Source organism: Cellulophaga sp. 20_2_10, from assembly GCF_023476645.1.
In the GTDB taxonomy this organism is placed as follows: Bacteria; Bacteroidota; Bacteroidia; order Flavobacteriales; family Flavobacteriaceae; genus Cellulophaga.
In genome coordinates this window covers 35,592-58,892 of the sequence record NZ_JAMCOJ010000005.1, presented here as the reverse complement: position 1 = coordinate 58,892, position 23,301 = coordinate 35,592, and the positions used below count along the sequence as shown (strand labels likewise).

Annotated in this window: 17 protein-coding genes; 5 read left to right on the top strand and 12 right to left on the bottom strand. The window is 32.7% G+C overall.

Features of this window, described 5'->3' with window-relative positions; all coding sequences use genetic code 11:
- Window positions 1-28 precede the first annotated feature (28 nt).
- Window positions 29-1,642, top strand: a complete 1,614-nt coding sequence (locus tag M4I21_RS11000) for an Ig-like domain-containing protein (protein WP_249559213.1) — start codon at window positions 29-31, stop codon at window positions 1,640-1,642.
- Here the strand turns inward: M4I21_RS11000 and M4I21_RS10995 are convergent.
- The gene (locus tag M4I21_RS10995) at window positions 1,632-2,408 is read right to left on the bottom strand and encodes a nitrilase family protein (RefSeq protein WP_249559212.1); all 777 of its coding nucleotides are present in this window, start codon (window positions 2,406-2,408) and stop codon (window positions 1,632-1,634) included. The genes M4I21_RS11000 and M4I21_RS10995 overlap by 11 nt on opposite strands.
- Window positions 2,409-2,546: 138 nt before the next feature.
- Here M4I21_RS10995 and M4I21_RS10990 point away from each other — a divergent pair, with 138 nt between their 5' ends.
- From M4I21_RS10990 to M4I21_RS10980, 3 genes are all read left to right on the top strand, one after another.
- The gene (locus M4I21_RS10990; RefSeq protein WP_249559211.1) at window positions 2,547-3,152 is read left to right on the top strand and encodes a DinB family protein; all 606 of its coding nucleotides are present in this window, start codon (window positions 2,547-2,549) and stop codon (window positions 3,150-3,152) included.
- 196 nt (window positions 3,153-3,348) lie between these two features.
- Window positions 3,349-5,550 (top strand): PAS domain-containing sensor histidine kinase, encoded by a 2,202-nt coding sequence (locus M4I21_RS10985; RefSeq protein WP_249559210.1) that lies wholly within the window; start codon window positions 3,349-3,351, stop codon window positions 5,548-5,550.
- 13 nt (window positions 5,551-5,563) lie between these two features.
- On the top strand, window positions 5,564-5,968 hold the full coding sequence (locus M4I21_RS10980; protein ID WP_249559209.1) for a response regulator: 405 nt from the start codon (window positions 5,564-5,566) through the stop codon (window positions 5,966-5,968).
- Here the strand turns inward: M4I21_RS10980 and M4I21_RS10975 are convergent, their stop codons facing one another.
- On the bottom strand, window positions 5,969-7,318 hold the full coding sequence (locus M4I21_RS10975; RefSeq protein WP_249559208.1) for a DUF5689 domain-containing protein: 1,350 nt from the start codon (window positions 7,316-7,318) through the stop codon (window positions 5,969-5,971).
- Window positions 7,319-7,322: 4 nt separating this feature from the next.
- Window positions 7,323-10,058: a peptidase associated domain and porin domain-containing protein gene (locus M4I21_RS10970; protein ID WP_249559207.1), complete on the bottom strand. Its 2,736-nt coding sequence runs from the start codon at window positions 10,056-10,058 to the stop codon at window positions 7,323-7,325.
- 61 nt (window positions 10,059-10,119) lie between these two features.
- Between M4I21_RS10970 and M4I21_RS10965 the strand changes: the two genes are divergently transcribed.
- Window positions 10,120-11,184 (top strand): endonuclease/exonuclease/phosphatase family protein, encoded by a 1,065-nt coding sequence (locus M4I21_RS10965; RefSeq protein ID WP_249559206.1) that lies wholly within the window; start codon window positions 10,120-10,122, stop codon window positions 11,182-11,184.
- Between the two features lie 2 nt (window positions 11,185-11,186).
- Here M4I21_RS10965 and M4I21_RS10960 read toward each other — a convergent pair whose 3' ends face one another.
- The 9 genes from M4I21_RS10960 to hppD all read right to left on the bottom strand — a co-directional run bounded on the left by M4I21_RS10960 (window position 11,187) and on the right by hppD (window position 23,217).
- Window positions 11,187-11,624, bottom strand: coding sequence for a hypothetical protein (locus M4I21_RS10960; RefSeq protein ID WP_249559205.1), 438 nt, complete (start codon window positions 11,622-11,624; stop codon window positions 11,187-11,189).
- Between the two features lie 59 nt (window positions 11,625-11,683).
- Entirely contained in the window at window positions 11,684-13,054 is a 1,371-nt protein-coding gene (locus tag M4I21_RS10955; protein WP_249559204.1) for an Ig-like domain-containing protein, read from the bottom strand.
- A 139-nt stretch (window positions 13,055-13,193) separates the two neighbouring features.
- Window positions 13,194-14,345 (bottom strand): hypothetical protein, encoded by a 1,152-nt coding sequence (locus M4I21_RS10950; RefSeq protein ID WP_249559203.1) that lies wholly within the window; start codon window positions 14,343-14,345, stop codon window positions 13,194-13,196.
- Between the two features lie 19 nt (window positions 14,346-14,364).
- Window positions 14,365-16,899: a TonB-dependent receptor gene (locus M4I21_RS10945; protein ID WP_249559202.1), complete on the bottom strand. Its 2,535-nt coding sequence runs from the start codon at window positions 16,897-16,899 to the stop codon at window positions 14,365-14,367.
- A gap of 174 nt (window positions 16,900-17,073) precedes the next feature.
- On the bottom strand, window positions 17,074-18,720 hold the full coding sequence (gene pgi / locus M4I21_RS10940; RefSeq protein WP_249559201.1) for a glucose-6-phosphate isomerase: 1,647 nt from the start codon (window positions 18,718-18,720) through the stop codon (window positions 17,074-17,076).
- Window positions 18,721-18,722: 2 nt separating this feature from the next.
- Complete coding sequence (locus tag M4I21_RS10935) at window positions 18,723-20,009, bottom strand: peptidoglycan DD-metalloendopeptidase family protein (protein WP_249559200.1); 1,287 nt, start codon at window positions 20,007-20,009, stop codon at window positions 18,723-18,725.
- On the bottom strand, window positions 20,009-20,974 hold the full coding sequence (locus M4I21_RS10930) for a tryptophan 2,3-dioxygenase family protein (protein WP_249559199.1): 966 nt from the start codon (window positions 20,972-20,974) through the stop codon (window positions 20,009-20,011). Before M4I21_RS10930 ends, M4I21_RS10935 begins: the two co-directional genes overlap by 1 nt.
- Before the next feature lie 6 nt (window positions 20,975-20,980).
- Window positions 20,981-21,760 (bottom strand): DUF3108 domain-containing protein, encoded by a 780-nt coding sequence (locus M4I21_RS10925; protein WP_249559198.1) that lies wholly within the window; start codon window positions 21,758-21,760, stop codon window positions 20,981-20,983.
- Window positions 21,761-22,074: 314 nt separating this feature from the next.
- Window positions 22,075-23,217: a 4-hydroxyphenylpyruvate dioxygenase gene (gene hppD / locus M4I21_RS10920; protein ID WP_249559197.1), complete on the bottom strand. Its 1,143-nt coding sequence runs from the start codon at window positions 23,215-23,217 to the stop codon at window positions 22,075-22,077.
- Window positions 23,218-23,301 lie beyond the last annotated feature (84 nt).

Sequence of the window (23,301 nt, the reverse complement as noted above, 5' to 3'; positions counted from 1 at the left end):
GTTGTTTCTTTGCGCTAATATTTAGGTTATGGCAAGACGTATTTTAAGCTTACTTTTTTTATTTTTGATGGTATTGGCAATAGTGCAATGCGCAAGAAGGGGAACGCCGTCTGGTGGACCAAAAGACATTACGCCTGCAGAAGTAATAAGCGCGGTACCAGCGAATAGAACTACAAACTTTAAGTCTAAAACTATTAGATTAGAGTTTAATGAGTATATAAAGCTTAAAGACATACAAAAACAACTTATAGTTTCGCCTCCTTTAAAGTATGAGCCAGAAATTACACCACAAGGATCTGCGAGTAAGTTTATAGAGATTACAATAAAAGATACTTTAAAAGAAAATACAACCTATACTTTTAATTTTGGACAAAGTATAGAAGATAACAATGAGGGGAATCCTAGTAGTTTTTTAAGCTATGTGTTTTCTACAGGAGATTATATAGATTCTTTAAGTTTAACAGGTGTTGTAAGCGATGCCTTTAAGAAAAAAGTAGATAATTTTGTAACTGTACTGTTGTACAAAAAAGATAGTACTTATACAGATTCTATTATTTACAAGGAACTTCCGTATTACATTACCAATACACTAGACAGCACAAATATATTTTCGCTTAAAAATTTAAAGGCTGGTGAGTATGCTTTATTTGCTTTAAAGGATGAAGGTGGTAATCATAAGTTTGATCAAGGTTTAGATAAAATAGCCTATTTAAACCATACTATTACTGTGCCAACAGATTCTATTTATGAGCTAAATTTATTTAAAGAAGTTTCAAATTTTGCTGTTTCTGTGCCAAGTTATGCTGCTAAAAATAAAATTATATTTGGTTACCAAGGGAATGGAGATGCTTTAAAAATAGAAGGCCTAAGTTACCTTCCAGATAGCGTAAAGACTAAAGTAACTAGAGAAATAGATAAAGACACTTTAAATTACTGGATTAGCCCTTTTGAAGCCGATTCTTTAAACTTTAGAGTGATAAATGATTTTGAAAAAACGATAGATACATTTACAGTTAAGACAAGAAAACTGCCAGCAGATTCATTAAAGTTTAATGTGGTTTCTAATAAAAGAATAAGTGAGGAGAATCCGTTTTGGATTTCAGCTAATATTCCAATACAGAAAATAGATACCTCTAAAATAAAAATTGTAAATAAAGACACTATCGCTGTTTCTGTGCCTGTAAAATTGGACACTATTAAAAATAGATTGGATTTTGATATGGTGGTGCCTATAGATGAAGAGTATAATATTACAATGCTCCCATCTGCAATAACAGATTTTTTTGATGCTGTTAATGATACTATTGTATACCGAGTTTCTTATGTAGACCCTACAGAAAATAGTTTTCTTACGGTTAGGTTGTCTGGAGAAGTTGCTTACCCTGTTATTGTACAACTGGTAGATGAGTCAGGAAAATTAATAAGAGAACAATTTGCTGTTGAGTCTAAGTCATTTGTGTACAAAAACGTTAAGCCAGGGAAATATCAAGTAAGGGTAATACAAGATACTAACGGAAACCAAAAGTGGGATACAGGTAATTACTTAGAAAAGAAATTTCCAGAAAAAGTAAGTTATTCTCCAAATATTTTAGAGCTAAGAGCCAATTGGGAGGAGAATTATGATTTTCAGATTATAAAGTAAAATCATCTCTGTCTTCTAAAAACTTTAATTTATTTCGGGTATCATTTATGTGCTGTTTGTGTATGGTGGTTTGTAAAATTTCTTCATTAGAAGAAAAACAAATGTCATTACCAAGCGCGTCGTAAGTAGCAGAGTGTCCTGTATACTCGTATCCAGACTTGTCTACCCCAACTCTATTTACACCAATACAATAAGACATATTTTCTATAGCTCTAGCTTTAAGTAATGTGTCCCAGGCTGTAATTCGTTGTTTAGGCCAATTTGCAACGTATAGTAAAACATCATAGTCCTCTGTGTTTCTTGACCATACCGGAAACCTTAAATCGTAACAAATTAATGGGCAAATTTTAAAACCTTTGTAGGTTACAATTAATTTTTTACTACCTGCTTTATACACCTTGTCTTCACCGGCTAAAGTAAAGGTGTGCCTTTTATTGTACGTAACGTAAGTTCCGTTTGGGAACACAAAAAATAACCTATTGTAATAGTTGCCGTCTTCAAAAAAAAGAATGCTTCCAGTGATTGCAGCCTGTTTTTTATGAGCAATTTCTTGCATCCACTTTAAAGTTTTGTTGCCTTGGTTATTATCAATATTACTAGGATTCATAGTAAAACCAGTTGTAAACATTTCAGGCAATATAATAATATCGGTATCAGTAGTAAGTGGTGCTATTTTTTTATTTAATGTATTTCTGTTCTTTTCAGGATTTTCCCAATAAATAGAAGTTTGTATCAATGCTATTTTTAAAGAATTAGGAGCGTCCATAGTCGTGATTTTAACGTATTATAGTTGAGCAATAAAAGTACTACTTTTAAAAAAGATAAAAATGTTACTTTTTTACAGCTAGTTTTGTTATTATTCTACAAAAAAGAGACATATACAATACAACTTAAAACAACACAAATGAAAAAAGTAATTTACGGAGTAATAGCATTATTAATGCTTAGTTTTATGCCTGTAAACAAGGGTTTAAATAATGCGGATAAAGAGCTTGTAGTTACAGAGATGACTAAAACTACTAAGTACTTATTACAAGCAATAAAAGGACTTAGTCCAGAACAATTAAATTTTAAAAGCAGTCCTGAGTCTTGGTCTGTTGCAGAATGTGTAGAGCATATAGCTGTATCAGAAAGCAATATTTTTGGAGCTGTAGAAGCTGCAGTTAAAACGCCAGCAGATGCATCAAAAAGAGATTTAGTTAAAATTACTGATGATGAGGTTATAGGTTTTATGTTAGACAGAACTAAGAAGGCAAAAGCTCCAGAGGCTTTTAAACCTTCAGGAAAATTTGGAAGTCATAAAGAAACTGTAAAAGCATTTCTTAAAAAAAGAAAGCAGAATATAAAGTACGCTAAAAAGACAGAAGACAACTTAAGAAATCACTATGGAGAAATGCCATTTGGAGTTGTAGACGGAGTGCAATTAATGGTTTTTATTTCTGCACACTCGGAAAGACATATATTACAGATAAAAGAAATTATGAGTCATACAGACTTTCCTAACAAATAGGGGTAGAATACATCAATTCATAATAAAAAAGGCACATTTGTTAATAAATGTGCCTTTTTTATTATTTATAACACTCTAAACTAGGGTATATATGTTGTTTTTTCTTTGTTTTGCATAAAAAATATAAATTTAAAGAAAGTTATTTCTTACTTGATGAGAATTACACTATATTTAAAGTTAAACCATTATTAAAATTTTGCAAAAAGAGCTTACACATTTGTTTATAGAAGATTCTCCCATAGAGATTGGTGTTTTTGATGCTGATATGAACTTTCTTAGTTGCTCTAAATTATGGTGCAAAAAACTGGGTTTATCTATTGAAGAAGTAATAGGAAAATCATACTATCAAATCTTTCCAGAGACAACAGAAGAGATTAGAAAAATACATGAATACTGCCTTAAGGGTAGTTTTATAAGTTTTGAAGGAGAAAAAACAATATTAGCAAGTGGAAAGATTCAGTGGTTAAACTTTAAAATTAATTCTTGGGAAAAAGAAAAGGATAAGGTTGGAGGGTTAATTATTGTTTGCGAAGATATTTCTAACAAACGAAACGAAGACGAGTATAGATTAAAAGCGCAACAAATTGCTAATATTGGTGGTTGGGAAGTTAATTTAATTACCAATGAGGTCTATTGGACTAACATAACCAAAGAATTACATGAGGTATCAGAAAGCTATATTCCTAGTTTAGAAGAAGGAGTAAGTTTTTATAAAGAAGGTTATCATAGAGAAAAAATTGTAGCGCTTGTGAGTGAGGCAATTAGTGAAGGGACTCCTTGGGATACTGAATTAATTATAGTTACCGCAAAAGGAGTTGAAAGATGGGTAAGAGTTATTGGTAAAGTTGAATATGTTAATGGTAAGGCGGCTAAAATAACAGGTACTTTCCAAGATATAGATAGTAAAAAGAGAACAGAGGTAAATTACCAAGAAATATTACGCAGGCATAATATAGCTACCAAAACGGCTAGTATAGGTGTTTGGGATTATGATTTAGCCAGTCTAGAGTTAAGTTGTGATGAAAACACATACCTATTGTATGAAGCAGATTTAAGTGGCTTTGCAAATACGTATGATGCTTGGAAGCAAAGTATTTTACGAGAAGATAGGGATAGGGTCATAAAAGAAATGGATTTTGCTATACAACACAGAGTTGAGTTTAATACAGAGTTTAGAATTAGACTTAAAAATGGCAGAATAAAATATATAAAATCTATAGCACAAGTTCATAAGTACCCAGATAGTAACGAAACCAAAATGATTGGTGCAAATTGGGATATTACAGAGTTTAAGCACACGGAATTAAAATTAATTAAAAGAAAAGAGTCTTTTACTGGGGTTTTTAATAACTCATCTGTAGGGATGGCTTTAATTGGTTTAGATGGTTCTTGGTTAAAAATAAACAAAAGTTTATGCACTAGTTTGGGGTATTCAAAGGAAGAGTTAATGAAATTGACTTTTCAAGATATAACTCATCCGGAGGATTATATTACAGATCTAGATTTGTTAGATAAACTAACCTTAGGGGAGATAGATCAATATCAAATAGAAAAAAGATATTTTCATAAAAAAGGACATGTTGTATATGTAATTTTATCTGTAACTAAGGTAAGTAAAATAGATGGTACGCTGTCTCATTTTATATCGCAGGTTGTAGATATTACATCTCGTAAAGAGGCAGAAAATAAGGTTAAAGCTGTTCTGAAAATAACAGCTGATCAAAACGAAAGTTTAACTAATTTTGCACATATAGTATCTCATAATTTAAGATCGCATTCTACAAATTTATCTATGCTTACAGGTTTTTTAATTAATGAAACCGATAAGGAAGAAAGAGAAAATTTAATTAGAATGTTAAATGATTCATCAGAGAGTTTAGATGAAACTATTTCCCACTTAAATGAAGTGGTTAGTGTAAAGTTAAACGTCTTAGGTAAATTAGAAGGTGTAAAAATTATAGATGTTTTTGATAATGTAAGAAAAAGTGTAGCCGCATTGTTAAAAGAAAATGATGGAATACTAAACGTACAAATACCAAAGGAAGATATAATTAGTGCTGTGCCGGCTTATGTAGAGAGTATTTTATTAAATTTATTAACCAATAGTGTTAAGTATTGTTCTCCTAAACGAAGATTAGTTGTAGATATAAAAACAAGAAGAGAAAGAGATAAAATTATATTGAGCTTTTCTGATAATGGCCTTGGAATAGATATGAAAAGGCATCAAAACAAAATTTTTGGAATGTATAAAACGTTCCATAAGCATAAAGACTCTAAGGGAATTGGACTTTTTATTACAAAAAGTCAAATAGAGGCAATGAACGGAAAAATAGAAGTTGATAGTTCTGTAGATGTAGGAACAACATTTACATTGTATTTTAACTCACATAAAAAATAAGATAAAATAAAAAATGAAAAAAATACACAGCGCTTGTATTATAGATGACGATCCAATTTTTGTATATGGAACAAAACGTATAATGAAAGACGTAGATTTTTGCGAAGAAATTCACGTTTTTGAAAATGGGTTAGACGCTATAGAAGAGTTAAATAGGTTAAGAGTCGCAAAGAAGAAGTTGCCAAAACTGATTTTCTTGGATTTAAATATGCCTATTATGAATGGGTGGGAGTTTTTAGATGATTTTCAGAAAATTCCAGAACACATAAGAGAAGGTGTTATAATTTATATTATTAGTTCGTCTATTGACCCAAGGGACATAGAGCGTGTTAAAACATATAATATTGTTAGTGATTATATTTTAAAGCCTGTTACTCCTAAAGATTTAGAGAACTTACTAGAAGAGTTAGTAGAGTAGTTATCTAATGCCTGGAGTAAAATCTGTAGGTGCTATTTGTGGTGTTTTAAAAGTGCCATTTTCTCCTGTATCATTAAAAATAATCCATTCGTTAAAGGTGAAGCTACTGTTGCTTTTTGTGACAGATTCTTTACGCGCTGCTTTTCCGTCTTCAAATTCATGATTGGTATTAGATCCGTCTTCACCAATAATACCAAATATATCTATAACTTCTCCAAAAGGATCAACTAGTTCCAGGTTGTCGTCCCCGTTAGAATCTGCAGGACTATTTGTACTAACACTCACGTCTGGTATAAAACCGTATACAGACGCAAACTCTGTAGCATTGGGAGATATAACAAGAGTACTTTTTGCACTAATTATATATCCAGATAAATCTATAGAAGCGCTAATTTCTGTACTGGCATTTGTATACCTATTAAGTTTCCAGTTGTTTAAATCTAAAGGTTCGTTGCTGTAATTGTATAGTTCAATAAAACGGGCACCTGCATTGTTATCTGGATCAGCAATTTCAGAAATAAAAATAGCTGTAGATGTAAATTCGGTAACAATAGGTGGGCAACGATCATTTGCAAAGTTAAGGTCGCTAAGACTTCTTATTTGCAACTTAAACTCATTTTTATCTTTAATTAAAACGGCTGTAACGCTTCCGTTATTAGTAGGTAGTATATTATCTGCAAAATTGGAATAGCCACTATTTACAAGCTTAATTTGGTTTCCTAGGCAATCTTTTAAGGTACGTTCTGTTTCTTCTTTTGCCTCTGCAAATGTCAAGTCTAATTCTTCTTCTATAAATTCTAAGTTTTCTATTTCAACTAAAGTGTTTACCATATAGTCTTTTAAATTGGTAATCGAGATTTTGGTAGCTTTAGCAATAGCGCTATTGCAGCTAGAAAATAGATGTTCCTTAACCTGCAAGCTTGGTAATCTACCTACAGATTTATTTCCAAAGGAAGTAAAAACACCACCAATTACGTAGTTGTCATTCTTTTTAGCTAGATATAAGTCTTTTAGTTTAATAGATACTTTTTCTCCATTTCTATAATTAAGGTGATAATCTCTGGTGTCTACAAGAAACTGTATTCCTATTGTTGGGTTTTCTGCTTTATCTTGAATATGTATTGTTCCAAAAAAGTTGTTTTCAATGTCAGATGAAACTACGTAACCTTCTAAGATAATAGGATCTAAAACTTTGACTACTTCTCCTGTGGTGCTATTTTCTAGGTCAGCAAAAGTTGCATTTATTGTTAGTTCTGTGCAATTGTCTTTTGGAGAGTCAAAATCTTTATCGGTAACACATCCAATAACTAGAGTAAAGAAAAATAAAATGAATAGAAATTTTTTATACATAATTTTAAAAGCTAATGGCCAAGTTTAAAAAGTAAGTACGCCCATAACCGTACCAATATTTAGTTCCAAAAGATGGCGTTGTGCTAAGGTTATCTTGTGACATTTCTCCGTAGTTCCCGTTTCTACTCTGTTCATATCCGCCAGTTTTAAAAACGGTATTAAATACATTGTTAACACTTGCAAAAATACTAACGTAATTGCCTTTAATAATCCAGGACTTGCCGCCAACAAGGTTAAGAAGATAAAAATCTTCCATTTTTTGTTGTGCTAATAGTTTGTTTACGTTTTCTGGTGTTGCTTCAGGAAAAGGTTCTTTGGTTTCTGGGTTTAAATAAAAACTACTTGTTCTTGTTATGGTAGAGATATTGGCATAGTTATTACCTAAGAAATTTGCGGAACCAGAGACCCACCAATATTTAGGATCTCTATATTCTAAGCCAAAGGCGAATGCTTTTTGTGGTCCTTGCGCAAGTTTGTACCCATCTATGGAGCTTGTGCCTAGATCACTATAGCCTTCTGTGTTTATTAATTCGTCTGTATTTGCTGTGGTATCAAAATTTATGGCAACATTAGGATCGTTATCGTAGGCGTAATCGCCTAAAGCAAATACTCCCGAAGCTTTTACGGAGGAAGATAGTTGGTATTCTAGTCCAATTTCTAATCCCATATGTCTTTTATTTATGTTGGTAACTACCTCCTGTACAAAATCAGACCCTATTCCAGATTCTACAAAGAAAAAATTAACATCTGTAGCACCTTTAAACTCGGTGTAAAATGTAGAAATTCTGCCCGTTAATTTAGAAAGACGTATGTGGTAGTTTAGATCTGCAGTTGTAATGCGTTCACTTTGTATATTTTCTACACTTGTGTTGTTTTCTCTAGGGTTTACAAATGTATTTTGTAATGTTGGTGGTTTTTCTGTTGTCGCAAATTGAGCATTTATCCAATGTCTGCCTGTAATTTTATAGGTAAAAGCGCCTTTTAAATTTATATCTGTAAAATTTACTTTAGGACTGTTGCCTATAGAGTTGTCTAAGTAACGTTCGTTTTTAAAAAGACCTTGCCTTTGGTAGTTAAGCTGATTTATACTTGCCGATACTGATGCGTACCATTTACTATAGCTTACTTTTAATTGTGAAAAATAATTTATATTGGTGGCGTTTAATATGTAATTATAATTAAAAATTTCATTTTCTTCTTTGTTAATAGAACCATCTACATCGTTACTTGTGTTAGAGAAAGTATCAATATCTAGATGATAATTAGCATTTAGTAAATCTTCAATTTTCGCATAATTATGAGATTTTAAATTTTTGTACATCACTCCAAAATCTATAGAATATTTAGAATTTACCTTAAAGCTTCCGGAGCTATTAAATGTTAGTATTTTATCATCTACAAAGTCATTATATAAAACATATGAAGCTTTTTTATCTTCTAAAGCAGTATTGGCTTCGTAAATACTGTTCCAGTCTAATTGCGAATTTCTAATAAAGGCTTGTCTTGTTGTTTCTGCACTTTCAAAATTTGCTCCAATAGGACTGTTTACATAAAAACTGGGTAAATAGCGATAGTAAGTAGCGTCTGGGTTAGGAGCATTATAGTAACCAAGTCTACTTTTTGTTTGTGGGCCAAATAGATAGGAGACACCCGTATTTAATTTAAAGTTTTCTGTTTTATATAAATGATTAAACATGAATACTGGCTGTGCAATTTTACGTTCTCTAGAGTTTCTAATTTTTTTATCCTGTTCTCCCCAATACGGATTGTATTTTCTTCCTTTTAATAAAAAGACTTCTTCCGTAATAGCAGAAGATCTTCCCCTTCGGTTAGATGCGAATATTGCTGTTGCTAAAAATGTATTTGTGCTATTTAATTGGTATTCTAATGCTCCAAAAACGGAAAAAGCATCATACAAAGTGCCTTCTATATAGCCTTCTTTTGCCCATCTATGGGAGGCAGAAACACTATAGGTAATTCCTTTTTTGTTGGTAGCTTCTGTATGTGTTGTCATTAACCTTCCTGCGTAAGTTCTATTCGCTGCGGAAAAAGAAACACGTGTGCCCGGTCTCATTTTAGAGGGTTGTGTATTTATGTTTGTTGTTCCTAATATACCGCCAAAACTATAATTAGACGGTTGTAGGCCAAATGTAAATTCTTGATTTCTGGTAGCATCATTTAGGCCACCCCAATTATTCCATTGAGGTCTACCGTCGGTAAGGTTATTCATTAAAACACCATTAAGTAATACCTGACTATACTCCGAGTTGTACCCTCTTACTCTAAAAAACGCTTGCCCAAAATCGAACGCAGCCCTGTTTAAAAATATGTCTTTGGTAGCTTGCAATAGACCAGATGTTATTGTACTACTTTCATCATTAGATATATCTACCTCTGTTAAAGAAATGAGATTATCTGTCTTTTCTGTAGTAATGTCTTTTTCTAAATAGATGATGCCTAAGTCTATGTTTTCTTCTGCTATAGAAATAGGTAATCTTATAGACGTGTAACCTTCGGCGTTTATTTTTAATATGTAATCACCTTTTTGTATAGTGCTGATGAATAGTGTACCCGAAATAAGTTCTGTACTAGTTGAGGTTCCTTCTAAGAATGCAGTTCCTAGTATTTTAATATTATTCTCTTGTTTACTTATAACAGTAGCTTTAATACTTATTTTAGTTTGCGCATACGTAAAATGTAGGGCTATTAAAAACGATAAAACGTTGAAAAACAATCTCATATATTTGTGAAAATAGATATTTTCGAGGAAAATTCCTTATTTTCATAAAAATATTTTGTTAATGCGTAGGAATATAGGTTGTAATTGCTTTGGTTTATTTTTGATATTATTAGTAATAACAGTTGAGAATGTATCTTCTCAGAATAAAAAACAGTATAAAGCCAGAACAATTGCTTTTTATAATTTGGAAAATTTATTTGATACAATTAATGATCCAAATACGTTTGATGATGATCGTACGCCTTTGGGTAAGGATAAATGGACGGCAGATAAGTATAGGGATAAACTAAAAAACATGTCTTTAGTTTTATCAGAAATAGGTAGTTCTGTAACCAAGGCTTCTCCTGATATAATTGGAGTTTGTGAAGTTGAAAATAATGCTGTTCTAGAAGATTTAATTAAACAACCAGCATTGCTTAATAAAGGCTATGCTATACTACATTTTGATGCTCCTGATGAGCGAGGTATTGATGTTGCTTTATTGTATAAAAAAGAAGTTTTTATGCCAACATCTTTTAAAAGCCATAGGTTATTATTGTTTAGGGAAAACGGGTATAGAGATTATACTAGAGATCAGTTAATAGTTGGTGGTTTGTTAGATGATGAAGAAATTTATTTTATTGTAAATCATTGGCCGTCCAGGAGTGGAGGTGAAGCGCGTAGTAGGCCTAATAGAATTGCAGCAGCTAAACTAAATAAAAGAATTATAGATTCCGTTTTACGCTTAAATACGGATGCAAAGATTATAAGTATGGGGGATTTTAACGATGACCCTATAAATGATAGTTTTAAAAAAATTATAAAAACTGAGGGTAGAAAAAGAAAAGTGACAGATAGTATTTTGTTTAATCCTATGGAAGCGTTGTATAGAAAAGGAGAAGGCTCTTTAGCATACCGTGATAAATGGAATATCTTTGATCAGATTTACTTTACAGGAAATCTAATAAGTAGCACTAAAGAGTCTTTCTCTTTTTATAAAGCAGCAATTTATAATCCTGCTTATTTATTAACTTCGTCCGGTAGATACAAAGGCTACCCAAAACGCACCTATTCTGGTGGTAATTATACGGGTGGTTATAGCGATCACTTTCCGGTCTATATTACACTAATAAAGTTAGTGAATTAGTTTTAGAACCATTGTCCCCAAGGAATTCTACTTAAAAAACATAATAATCCTAATCCGTAAAAAATAGCTATTAATTTAAATTTCTTAGCGCTTTCCATTACTTTTTTGTGCTTAGACCAACCAATTGTAATAAGCACTATTGCAATAATGTTTATAAAAGGGTGTTCTACGGCTAGTAGTCTAGCAGCAGGACTTAATCCGCCCATTCCGTTCGCTTTAATAGATCCAAAACCATTAGGCGAAACAAAGAAAAGTATAATTCCAATTAGCAGTTGTATATGCGATAATATTAGCGCAAACAAAGAGACTCTAAAGTCTTTAGTTAGGTTAAAATCTCTTTTAGCTAGTAAGCCGGAAACTGCGTTTACAACAGCTAAAATTAAAATTGCTAATACAATAAAAGCAAAGAATGAGTGTAGGTTTAAAATTGTGTCGTACATAGTAAATTGTTTGACTATAAAAGTACTAAAAATTAAGAATTTAAAAGTGAATTTTTAGTTTATTCCCACTTATTTTCTGCGTTATCTCCTCCCCAGATTAATGTTGCTAAATATGGGTTATCTATAAGAGGATTCCTGTTTCCTTGAGCATCTTGAATTACGTTATTTCTTTGTTCTTCAAATGAAGATACCGGATCTGCTATATTCCAGGCTAAAAATAAATCTAATGTTCCTACTTGTGTATAGTCTTCGTTGTATCTAATGTTAAGGTATAAAACCATACGTGCAACATCACCTCGCCAGTCATCACCAGGATACCATTTACCATCTATTAGTTGGTAGTCTCCAGAACCCTCTGTATAGGCAAAGTTACTTCTGTTTTCGTTTACAACTGCATCACAAGAGCGCAAGTGGTGTAAATCTGAAACAGCTATGTCTGATCCTAATTTAGATTGAGGAAAAATATGTTCTGTATTAAACGTCTGTGGAGAATGCGTGTTTGTGCCAGAAGTATATTCTCTGTAATCTCGACTCTCTCCCGAATACATTAAAATTACATTGTCGGCAATGGTTTCATCCTCATCTGCATTGTATAAATAATTATGTCTTTGCCCGTAAGATAAAATAGTAGTGTGTTTAGAAGTAGTATGCTCCTTTAATGCGTTTAAAGTGATATCAGCATTCTCAGAAAAAGCAACATTTTGATAATAACTTTGTAATTCTGAAGGAATATTAAAGCTCAGTCTTTCTGCAATTGTAACTGTAATAGTAGCAGTTGCACAAGTAGCATCTGGCTTGTCATTATCGCAAATAGTATATGTAAAAGAATCTTCTCCTGTAAAATTATTTTGTGGCGTATAAACAATTTGTCCATCTTCATTTAACTCAACCGTACCAGATGCACTAGAACCGTCTACAGACGTTAAAATAGCATCATCTATTATGGTGTCGTTGTCTAGGGCAGTTGTAATTGTAATAGGAGTATTGTCTACGGTTGTGTATGCATCATCAACAGCAACGGGATTTCCTTCGTCTGTTATAGTTACGGTAACTGTTGCCGTAGAACAATTGGGAGTTTCTTCGGAATCGCAGATCGTGTATGTAAAAGTATCTACACCTATAAAATCTGTAAGAGGGGTATAAGAATATGTACCATCTCTATTTTCAGTAATTGTGGCCCCACCGGTGCTACTAGCATCAAAAGAAGTTATACTAGCTCCTGTTCTGGTGTCGTTGCTTAAAAGGGTGCTTATAATTAACTCTTCATTTTCTATACCGGCAACATCATCATTTACGGCTATTGGTTTGTTGACTGGTGTTGGGTCTGGTGCGTCTGTGCCACTGTCTGAACTGCTACAACCTAATGTTAGTGTAAAAAATGCAGTTATGTAAATATACTTTTTTATTGATTTATTTAGTTTCATCATCATCTAGTCTTTCTAATAGTTAGGGTGATTTTTAGTGTTATGCTAAATTAAGTGTTGTTTATTAAAGTTTTAAAAGAATTAAAGAAAAAACCTCTATCTAAATAAATTAGATAGAGGTTAAATATTTTAAAGTGATACGTTTCTATTTTAGAACGTAAACTCCATCTTCAAAAATTATATTCATAATCCAAACTGCGTCAGATCCAGAATATACATTGTAAGATACTGAGAATTTTTGACCTTCTTCAACGTCAGTGAAGTTGGCTGTTAAAATAGTAACCATTTTAGCAAATCTAGCATCTTCAGAAGCATCATCTTTACCTTCTCTTACATCAAAGTTTGGAAACCTGTCATTACCAACTAACACATAATCAGCACCTGTTAATGTGTATTTAATAGTGTTGTCTGGTACCCAAGTGTTACCATCATGTGCAAACTGTATTGTTTCGCTAGCAACATTATCATATTTAGACCATTTAGAACCATCAAATATAAAGTTACTAGTGTATGTAAATGTTTTTCTAATACTACTTCCATCAGGTTTTTTACCAGTAACTTTTGATAACTCATAAGATGCCACAGCAATATCGCCAGCTTCTTTTGTTTCAAACTTAAAACGTTCTGCTAAAGTAACTGCTATTTTTAAATCAGCTTCATCATCGCTAGAAAAGTTAGGAAAACTCTCGCCCATTGCAGTATATTCTGCAGGAGTAAACCCGGCAAATCTTGTCCATTCTCCGTTTTCAAATAAGAAACTATCTGTAAGATCCGTTGGAGAGCCTGCATAGTACTCATAACGTAAAGAAACAAAGTCACCTTCTTCAGCTGTAGGGTATTCTGCAGCTAAGAAGTCAAATATATGATCTTCGTCAGAAAAGTTTCCGTAAGTATCTCCGGTTATAGCATTTTGCTCTTCAGGTGTAAGAATTCTTACTTCAGCCTCATAAGTTGGTATTTTGTTGTACCAATCAAAAGTGATTAAAGCAGAAGAAGCTTGCTCAATTTCACCATTGTCCTTATAAGTAACTCCCCACATAGGGTACTCTCCTATTAAATATACAGGTAATAGTTCTTTTGCTTCATCTACAGAACTAAAGCTTGGAAATTTAAATTCGAAATATCCTCCTTTACTCTTTTTTTCGATATAATCTTCGTCAATAAGAGTATATTCTAAACTTCCTATTTCCGCGTTTTTAGCATTTATAACATCTAACTCTTCGTTAATGTCTTCCATTGGATCACAAGAGGTGAAAATAAACCCAAATGCGATTAGTGAATAAATTATTTTTTTCATCTTAAATATGCTTTTTTAATTAAAATCTAATTTTTGTGCTAAGGCTAAATGTTCTTCCAAAACCATAGAAAACACTAGCAGTAAGTGCATCGTGATTTCCTCCATCTTGTGCATCTGCAATGTATCTTGTATCGAAAACATTGTTCATTCTAACTGTAACTGTAGCGTCATATTCGCCTAATTTAAAACCGTGTCTTAAACCTGCATCAAATAAACCATAGTCAGGAGCTTCCCAAGCTTCTGGTGTAGATGCATCTCCACGATCACTAGGATCAAAATCTGCATAAAAGTTAGCGTAGTAGTTGTAATCTATAATAAGGTTAGTTTTAGGCATAACTTCGTAGTTAAGACCTAGAGCCATTGTAGTTTGTGCAGCATCACCAACATGTAAATCTTTAATGTAAATATCTACAGTATTTACTAAGTTTTGATTTTCATCAAAAATTTGAACATCTGTAACGTTGTTTTGCCATGTCCAATCTCCAAAAGAAGCCATACCTGTAATGGTTAACTCGTCTGTAGCTTTATACATAAAATCTAACTCTATACCTTGGTGTAAAGCGTCTACGCCTAAAATGTTTGCTACAGCATTAGAACCATCTGGCTGATTAAAGCTAGCAGTTTCAGTTCTGTCATTCCAGCTAGTTCTGTAAATGTTTACGTTAGCGGCTAATTTATCGCTACGGTAACCATAACCTAGTTCAGCACTAAATATTTTTTGGTTTTCAGCATCTGGGTTTTGGTTTTCGTTGTCAAATCCAACAAATACACCATCAAAATTAGCTGCTTTTTCAAAGTAACCAATGTTACCAAAAATATTATGATTGTCATCTAATCTGTAGTTAGCACCACCTTTTGCGCTAAATCCTAAAAAGTTGTATCTGTCTGTTTTTTGATCAGGATCTGAATCTAAATAGTTAAAGTAATCTATTCTTTGGTAAGATGTGTTAGATACTGCTGTAGATAAAAACGCAGAAACTTTATCTTTATCGTACTCTACTTGAGCAAAGAAACCTTGCCATCCTACGTTACCTACGTTGTGGTACTGACGTTTGTCACCAACTTGTAAAGTAGCATTTGGATTGTTTTCATTGTCATTATCTAAGGCGTAGTTACCACCTAGTAAATCTGTAACCTCAGAGAAGTGATCACCAGTGTAATCTCTTAAATCTATACCAACTAATAAATCTAAATCTTCTGTTAGTTCATTTTTGTAAGTAGATAAAAATCCAAACCACTCGTGATTGTTGTAAGAAGCTCTTAAGTATGCTTCAGAACCTAATCCTTGACGTCCGTTTTCACGGTTAATTTCTACAATATTGTCTAAGTCTACTGGTTGATCAAAACCACCTAATCTAGTTTTAAATAAATCTGTGTTAGTACCAGCAGTACCACCACCACCACCATTACCCCAAGAGGCGTAAACTGCAGAAGATAATATTGACTTTTCATTAATGTTCCAGTAATGGTTTAATGAAGTCTGAGATTTATGGTAAAAGTTATCTTCTATATGAGTAACCTGACCATTTTTATAACCCCAATCTGGGTTAAATCTAATTCCGCTTTCAGCGTTTCTGTACGTATCAATAGAACTTCTGTTTTGACGTTGCCCGTGTGTTTGTGGAGCACCGAAAGAAGTTAAAGATAATTTGTGATTATCGTTAATTGATTTAGAAATGTTTACAAAATAGTTGTAACCATTAAACTGAGTACCGTCTACATAACCTTCTCCTGTAGTTTTAGAAGCAGATACTGTTGCAGCAAATCCGTTATCCATTAAACCTGTAGAGATAGTAGCTCCGTATTTTTGGTATCCGTCATTACCAATACCACCAAAAATACTTCCACCTTTTTCTACATCTGTAGTTTTAGATAAAATGTTTATTGTACCACCAATAGAAGGCACAGCTACTTTAGAAGCACCTAAACCTCTTTGTACCTGCATAGAAGAAGTAACGTCTGATAAACCAGCCCAGTTACTCCAATATACTCTACCGTTTTCCATATCGTTAACAGGAACCCCGTTAATCATTACAGCAACGTTTTGAGAATCGAAACCTCTAAGTCTAATTTCACCATCTCCAAAACCACCACCAGATTTAGTAGCATATACACCAGGTGTAGATTTTAGAACTTCAGGAAATTCCTGTGTTCCTAATTTTAATTCAATGTCAGCAGCACTAATTGTAGAAACAGCAACCGGAGTTTTTCTGTCTACAGCTACAGAAGCTACAATAACAACTTCTTCTAAAGCTTCTGCATCTGGCATTAATGTAATTTTGCCTACATTGCCAATTGCGCTAAAGCTTATTTCTTTGGTGATGTATCCAATATAAGATACAACTAAAACACCAGAATTACTAGGGGCAGTTATGCTAAAGTTACCGTCAAAATCGGCAGCCATACCATTTGTAGTTCCTTTTACAACTACACTTGCTCCTGGTAGAGGTCCTCCTAAGTCACCATCCATAATTTTACCTGTGATGGTTCCTTGTGAAAATGCGAATGCCGTACATAATAACATAACGACAAAAACGAAGTAATTTTTTTTCATTTTTCTTTTGTTCTTTAGTTTTTTATTAACGGCACAAAAATGTACAATTTATACAACTTGTACGTTAACAGAATGTTAAATCAGTTAACGCAAAAATAACATAAATTTATGTTAAAATGGCGTTGATAAACAAGAAGTTATCAACGCCATTTTAATAAGTTTAATAGGAGTATTCTATTTTTTAAAAGCCTCTAGTATTTGTAGTGTAGATGGGTCGTGTGTTCCATTTTTGTCAGAATTTATATCTTTTAAAATGGTATTTGCTAATTGTTTTCCAAGCTCTACACCCCATTGGTCGTAGCTAAAAATGTTCCAAATTATGCCTTGAACAAATATCTTATGTTCGTAAAGGGCTATCAATTTACCTAAACTTTTTGGCGTTAATTTGTTAATTAGTAGAGTCGTTGTTGGTTTATTGCCTTCAAAAACTTTAAAAGGAAGTAATTCTTTTATTTCGTCTTTGCTCAATCCTTTTGTTTCTAATTCAGATAAAACATCTTCTTTGCTCTTGCCGTTTAATAAAGCTTCTGTTTGGGCTATAAAATTGGCCATTAATTTATCTTGGTGATCTTGATCGCCATATAAAGATTCTTTAAAGCCTATAAATTCTGCAGGTATTACCTTTGTTCCTTGGTGTATTAACTGAAAAAATGCGTGTTGCGAGTTTGTTCCTGGTTCTCCCCAAATAATAGTTCCTGTCTGGTATGTTACTTTGTCACCGTTACGATCTACGCTTTTGCCGTTGCTTTCCATAATACCTTGTTGTAAATAAGCAGAAAATCTACTTAGATATTGTGAGTAAGGAATTATAGCTTCTGTTTCTGCCTTATAAAAGTTATTGTACCATACCGTTAATAAGGCAGATACAACTGGTATGTTTTCTGAGAACTCCGTGTTTTTAAAGTGCTCGTCCATTTCATTTGCGCCCATTAAAAGAGCATCAAAATTAGAAAAACCAACAGAAAGCGCAATACTAAGGCCTACAGCACTCCATAAAGAAAAACGTCCGCCAACCCAATCCCACATAGGAAATACATTGTTGGCATCTATACCAAATTCTGCAATTTTTACAGCATTGGTAGAGACTGCAGCAAAATGCAAGGCAATATCACTTTCTTTGGTTTTAAAGTCAGGATTTAAAAACCATTTTTTTATTGTTGTAGCGTTGCTAAGTGTTTCTTGTGTTGTAAATGTTTTTGAAACAACAACAAATAACGTTGTTTCAGGGTTTAATTCGCGAAGTACTTCGCGAACATGATCACCGTCCACGTTGCTAACAAAGTGCATTTTTAAATGGTTTTTGTAGAATTTTAATGATTCTACGACCATTGCAGGTCCAAGATCCGAGCCTCCAATGCCAATGTTTACAACATCTGTAAATGGTTTGCCTGTGTACCCTTTGCTTTCTCCAGAAATAATACGTTCTGTGTAGTTTTTAATTTTTTCTTTTACAGCGTATATTTCAGGAATAATGTTTTCTCCGTCTACTAAAACAGAATCAGATTCTTTTGCGCGCAGTGCAGTGTGCAAAACGGCTCTTCCTTCTGTTTGGTTTATTGGCTCTCCTTTAAAGTAGCTTTTTATAGCGTCTTTTAGATTAACCTCGTCTGCTAATTCTAATAAATGTTTAACAGTATCTTCTGTGATTCTGTTTTTAGAATAATCAAATAAAAAGTCTTTATCCTCAAGGGTTAATTTTTTAGCACGATTTTCATCATCCTTAAATAAATCTTTAACCTGTAGTTTTTTAGTGTTGTTGTAGTTTTCTTTTAATTTTTGCCAAGCAGCAGTTGTAGTAGGGTTGGTGTTTTGTAATGCCATTTTTATGGATTAATTATGTTTTCTTCTTTGTCTTCTGTGATAATTTTTTTTGGATAAACTATTTTTTCTAACTGAGCCATTTTTGGATTTATAAAATCTAAATAACCAGTTTTTAAACTATCTGCAATAGACTCTGCTGTTGGTAATTTTTCTCTTAAAGGGTCTACTTGTTTGCCGTTTTTCCAGAATCGGTAACAAACATGAGGTCCTCCAGAATTACCCGTCATACCTACCCAGCCAATAACATCACCTTGTAAAACATATTCACCTTTTTTAACGTTTTGGCTTTTCATATGTAAATACTGAGTACTATATGTACCGTTGTGTTTAATTTTTACAAATTTACCATTACCACCACGTCTTGTAGATTCTACAACAGTACCATTGGCAGTAGCAATAATAGGCGTTCCAATTGCTGCAGCGTAATCTGTTCCTTTGTGTGGTCTTACTTTGTACCCGTAATATTTTATTCTTCTGTTTAAGTTGTAGCGAGAAGATATTCTGTAATTAAATTTTATAGGAGCCTTTAAAAATGCTCTTCTTAAGTTGTTTGCTTCTTGATCATAGTAATCGGCAATTTGCTTTAAGGAGTCTGTTGTGTATTCAAAAGCATAAAAAGGTTTTCCGTTATGTTCAAAATATGCAGCTTCTATAGATTCTGATCCAGCATAGATTGTATCGTTAATGTAACGTTCTTTATATATAACTTTAAACTTGTCTCCTTTTTGTAGTCTAAAGAAATCTATAGACCAGGCATATATTTCAGATAAATTATTAGTTACGTTGTAATCTATGCCTTGTTCTAATATGGCCTCAGATAAAGAAGTGTTAATTACACCTGAAGCTTCGCGTTCTACATAGGTAACCTTCTTTTTCTTTTTGTAAACATTTACGGAGTCTCTTAAATCTACAACGGTATAATTTATACGGTCGTTTTCGTATATGAAAAACTGAGCTGTTTCTGTAGTGTCCTTAGATTTTAGAATAACATAAGGCTTGCCAACTCTAATTCGGCGCACATCAAAACTATCTTTATATTCTTCAGATATTTTATGAATTTTAGGGTAATCTACCTTGTTGTTGGTCATTAACTCGCCAAAACTATCACCGTTTCTAATGGTATCTTGTAGTACTGTAAAGTTATCTAGGTTAAAACCATATTCCATTGCAACTATAGGTTTTTCTATAGTTATAACTTTTGGTAAATCATCATTGTCATTATTAACCTTGCTATCCTTGCAAGAAATAAATGTAGTTATTGATAAAAGAAGGAGAATAAATTTTTGCATTACTTAGATTTTTCGGGGTTAAAGATATGGTCTATCCATTCTTTTCCCCAATTATTTAACTCTTCTTTTGTATATAAATATGGAAAAAACACTACTTTTTGAAAACTTGGAGGTAAATAGTCTTTCCAGTTTGTACCGCCAGTAGCATCTATTGGTTTTTTGTCCTTTGCCAAATACCTATACGCAGAACCCATATGCATTAATGGCCAATTAACATTTGCGTTAATATCTAATGCTTTTAAGGCATCTATTAATTCTTTGTTTTCTTGACTTTTTTTAGGAAGATCTAAGTATTTATGGTAAATAGTATTCTCTTTTACTTGGTTGGCAATACGTATTAAACGTGGGGTGTATCTATACTCAAACTGCTTAAGAGTTAATGTCTTTTCTCCAGTGTCTTTATCTGTTGCACCGTTTTTCCAGTAAATTTCTTCGTAAAGTTCTTCTATACTGTTTTCTGATGAAAATTGATCTCTTCTGCTTTTGTGAACTAAATTTTCTAGAGGAGCCGAGTACAACTCAATCATTCTATATTGTGCAGATTGAAAACCACTTGCCGGAAGCAGTGCCATTCTGTATTTTAAAAATTGTTCCCTATCCATACCATTTATCATAATGCTAAATGATGATATAAGAACTTTGTAGTAACTATTTATTCTATTCGCCTTCTCTGTAAAAAATGCAACATCTTGTGACTTGTCGTCTACAATTTGTTTTTGTTCATGTAAAATAAGTTTAAAGTACAACTCCGTAATTTGGTGGTACATTATAAATATTTCTTCATCAGGGAAGTGCGTTCTAGGTATTTGTAAGCTTAATAGCGTGTCTAGATGTATATAATCCCAATAAGTAAGGTACTTTTCGTAGAGTAAGCCATCTAAGTACGAACTTAAGTCTTGTCCAGAACCTTTGTATTTTTCCTCTAATTTTATAAGTTGAGATGCTATCTTTTCTTTATTATCCATTAGGTGCTAATCCATTATTATTTTAAACTGATGCTTTAAGCCTGCGTAACCATCTAGGTCTGCTTTTATAGAACCAACAGCTAAATCTGCTTTTATTCTAATGGGAATTTTATTTTCGTCATTAGAAACCCAAAGAGATAAACTTTCTTGTTCTTTAAAAACACGGCCAGACTCTACGTAAGGTCTAAATTTATGACATTCTACTTTGCCATATTTAGTTTTTAAAATTTCTTTTCCTAAATACTTAAGTTTAAATTTAAAAATGCCATCATCATCATACAAAAGATTAAGAGTAATGGTTTCTCCTTTAACTAATTGATCTGCATCGTAGTTGTTTCTTACGTAGTAAAATGCAGAAATTAAATCTTGTATGTTATCTTCTATTTTAAAATCTAGTTTTTTATTTTTTTTATAATCATTTAAAACGGCTTTCTTGTTTTTATGATCAAATTCTACATCTAGATTTAAGGTGTAGCTTCCTTCGCTAACTTGCCTAACAAATTTATAAGGTTTGCCATTATTTTTATCAAAATAACTTTCGTAAACATCATCTACCTTAAAAAAGACTCTGGCTAAACCAGTAGTTCTTCCTTTGCCTATTACGCGGTAAACAGATTTATTGTTGACCTTGTCATTTTTAACTTGTAGAGTTGCGTAGCTGGCATTAAAGATTCCGTAATGAATTCTAAAGCGCAACCACTCACCGGCTTTAAATGCACTGTGTTTGTTTTGTGCGTTTACAGATAAGGCGGTTAATAGCAGAATTGTTATATATACTTTTTTCATATCGATAGTTGTAAAATTACTAAAATTGAAATTACAATTTAATGTCTTTACAATTATTTAAACAACTTTTGTTCCAAAGTATTGCGCAAAAAAAAAGCCTAGTCTTAAAACTAGGCTTTTCCTAAATAACCAACCAAACTTTAAATTATGAAAAACCAATACTTAAAGTTAATAAGGGAACCACCCCTTATGCCGTCAAAAGTACTACATTCTTTCAAAGTTATAATTGGTTTTAACTTACTTTAACTAAAGTGTTAACACTACTTTAGCTTTTAAATGCAAAAATTAGAGCATTCCTAATAATTCGAGGTTTTTTACAATGTTCCTCTAGATTCTTGTTCTCTTTCTATAGCTTCAAAAAGTGCTTTAAAGTTACCTTTACCAAAAGATTTAGCGCCTTTTCTCTGTATAATTTCTATAAACATAGTTGGTCTGTCTAAAATTGGCTTAGTAAATATTTGTAACAGGTAACCTTCTTCATCTTTATCTATTAAAATACCTAGTTCTTTTAACGGAGCTAGATCTTCATCAATTTCACCAACTCTATCTAAAACATCTTCGTAATAAGAGCTAGGAACGGTTAAAAATTCGATGCCACGATCTCTTAATGCTGTAACTGTTTCTATAATGTTGTCTGTTGCTAGTGCCATATGTTGTACACCAGAACCGTTATAAAAATCTATGTATTCTTCAATTTGAGATTTTTTTCTTCCTTCTGCAGGTTCGTTAATAGGGAATTTAATACGCCCATTACCGTTGCTCATTACTTTACTCATAAGAGCAGTGTACTCTGTAGAAATATCTTTGTCATCAAAAGAAACTAATTGTGCAAAGCCCATTACTTTTGCATAGAACTCACACCATTTGTTCATCTCGTTCCAGCCTACGTTACCTACAATATGATCTACAAACTTTAAACCTACGTCTGTTGGCTTGTAATGTGGGTTCCAGGCTTTGTAGCCAGGTAAAAATACACCTTTGTAATTACTTCTTTCTACAAATACATGTACTGTTTCGCCATATGTATGTATACCAGAGAAAACAACTTCTCCGTTTGCATCTTCTTCTTTTCTTGGCTCAAAATAACTTTCTGCACCCCTACTGGTTGTTTCTTTATAACTTTTAGTAGCATCGTCTACCCAAAGAGCAATGGCTTTAACACCGTCTCCGTGTGCGTCTATATGTTTGTTTATATCTCCGCCAGAATTTAAGGGCGATGTAAGTATTAATCTAATTTTACCTTGTTCTATAACATAAGACACGCGATCTTTTAGTCCTGTTTCTAGACCTGCGTAAGCTAATGGTTGAAACCCCCAAGCAGACATGTAATAGTGAGCGGCTTGTTTTGCGTTACCTACATATAGTTCTACATAGTCTGTGCCAAGTAGCGGTAAAAAGTCTTCTGCTTCTAAATTTTCTTTTGGTAATTTAAGTGATGTATTGTCTAATGTTGACATAATTTTGTGCTTTAAGATTTATATATTTTGATATTCTAAAAATTCTTGTTTTTACTGAAAACAAGGTATTATTCTGAAACATTT

Excerpts from the sequence above, each read along its gene's own strand:
- M4I21_RS10970 (WP_249559207.1), bottom strand. The coding sequence starts at position 10,058 with ATGAGATTGTTTTTCAACGTTTTATCGTTTTTAATAGCCCTACATTTT.
- M4I21_RS10980 (WP_249559209.1), top strand. The coding sequence starts at position 5,564 with ATGAAAAAAATACACAGCGCTTGTATTATAGATGACGATCCAATTTTT.
- M4I21_RS10950 (WP_249559203.1), bottom strand. The coding sequence starts at position 14,345 with ATGAAAAAAATAATTTATTCACTAATCGCATTTGGGTTTATTTTCACC.
- M4I21_RS10930 (WP_249559199.1), bottom strand. The coding sequence starts at position 20,974 with ATGGATAATAAAGAAAAGATAGCATCTCAACTTATAAAATTAGAGGAA.
- M4I21_RS10960 (WP_249559205.1), bottom strand. The coding sequence starts at position 11,624 with ATGTACGACACAATTTTAAACCTACACTCATTCTTTGCTTTTATTGTA.
- pgi (WP_249559201.1), bottom strand. The coding sequence starts at position 18,720 with ATGGCATTACAAAACACCAACCCTACTACAACTGCTGCTTGGCAAAAA.
- M4I21_RS10995 (WP_249559212.1), bottom strand. The coding sequence starts at position 2,408 with ATGGACGCTCCTAATTCTTTAAAAATAGCATTGATACAAACTTCTATT.
- M4I21_RS10925 (WP_249559198.1), bottom strand. The coding sequence starts at position 21,760 with ATGAAAAAAGTATATATAACAATTCTGCTATTAACCGCCTTATCTGTA.
- hppD (WP_249559197.1), bottom strand. The coding sequence starts at position 23,217 with ATGTCAACATTAGACAATACATCACTTAAATTACCAAAAGAAAATTTA.
- M4I21_RS10955 (WP_249559204.1), bottom strand. The coding sequence starts at position 13,054 with ATGATGATGAAACTAAATAAATCAATAAAAAAGTATATTTACATAACT.
- M4I21_RS10990 (WP_249559211.1), top strand. The coding sequence starts at position 2,547 with ATGAAAAAAGTAATTTACGGAGTAATAGCATTATTAATGCTTAGTTTT.
- M4I21_RS10935 (WP_249559200.1), bottom strand. The coding sequence starts at position 20,009 with ATGCAAAAATTTATTCTCCTTCTTTTATCAATAACTACATTTATTTCT.
- M4I21_RS10975 (WP_249559208.1), bottom strand. The coding sequence starts at position 7,318 with ATGTATAAAAAATTTCTATTCATTTTATTTTTCTTTACTCTAGTTATT.
- M4I21_RS11000 (WP_249559213.1), top strand. The coding sequence starts at position 29 with ATGGCAAGACGTATTTTAAGCTTACTTTTTTTATTTTTGATGGTATTG.
- M4I21_RS10965 (WP_249559206.1), top strand. The coding sequence starts at position 10,120 with ATGCGTAGGAATATAGGTTGTAATTGCTTTGGTTTATTTTTGATATTA.
- M4I21_RS10945 (WP_249559202.1), bottom strand. The coding sequence starts at position 16,899 with ATGAAAAAAAATTACTTCGTTTTTGTCGTTATGTTATTATGTACGGCA.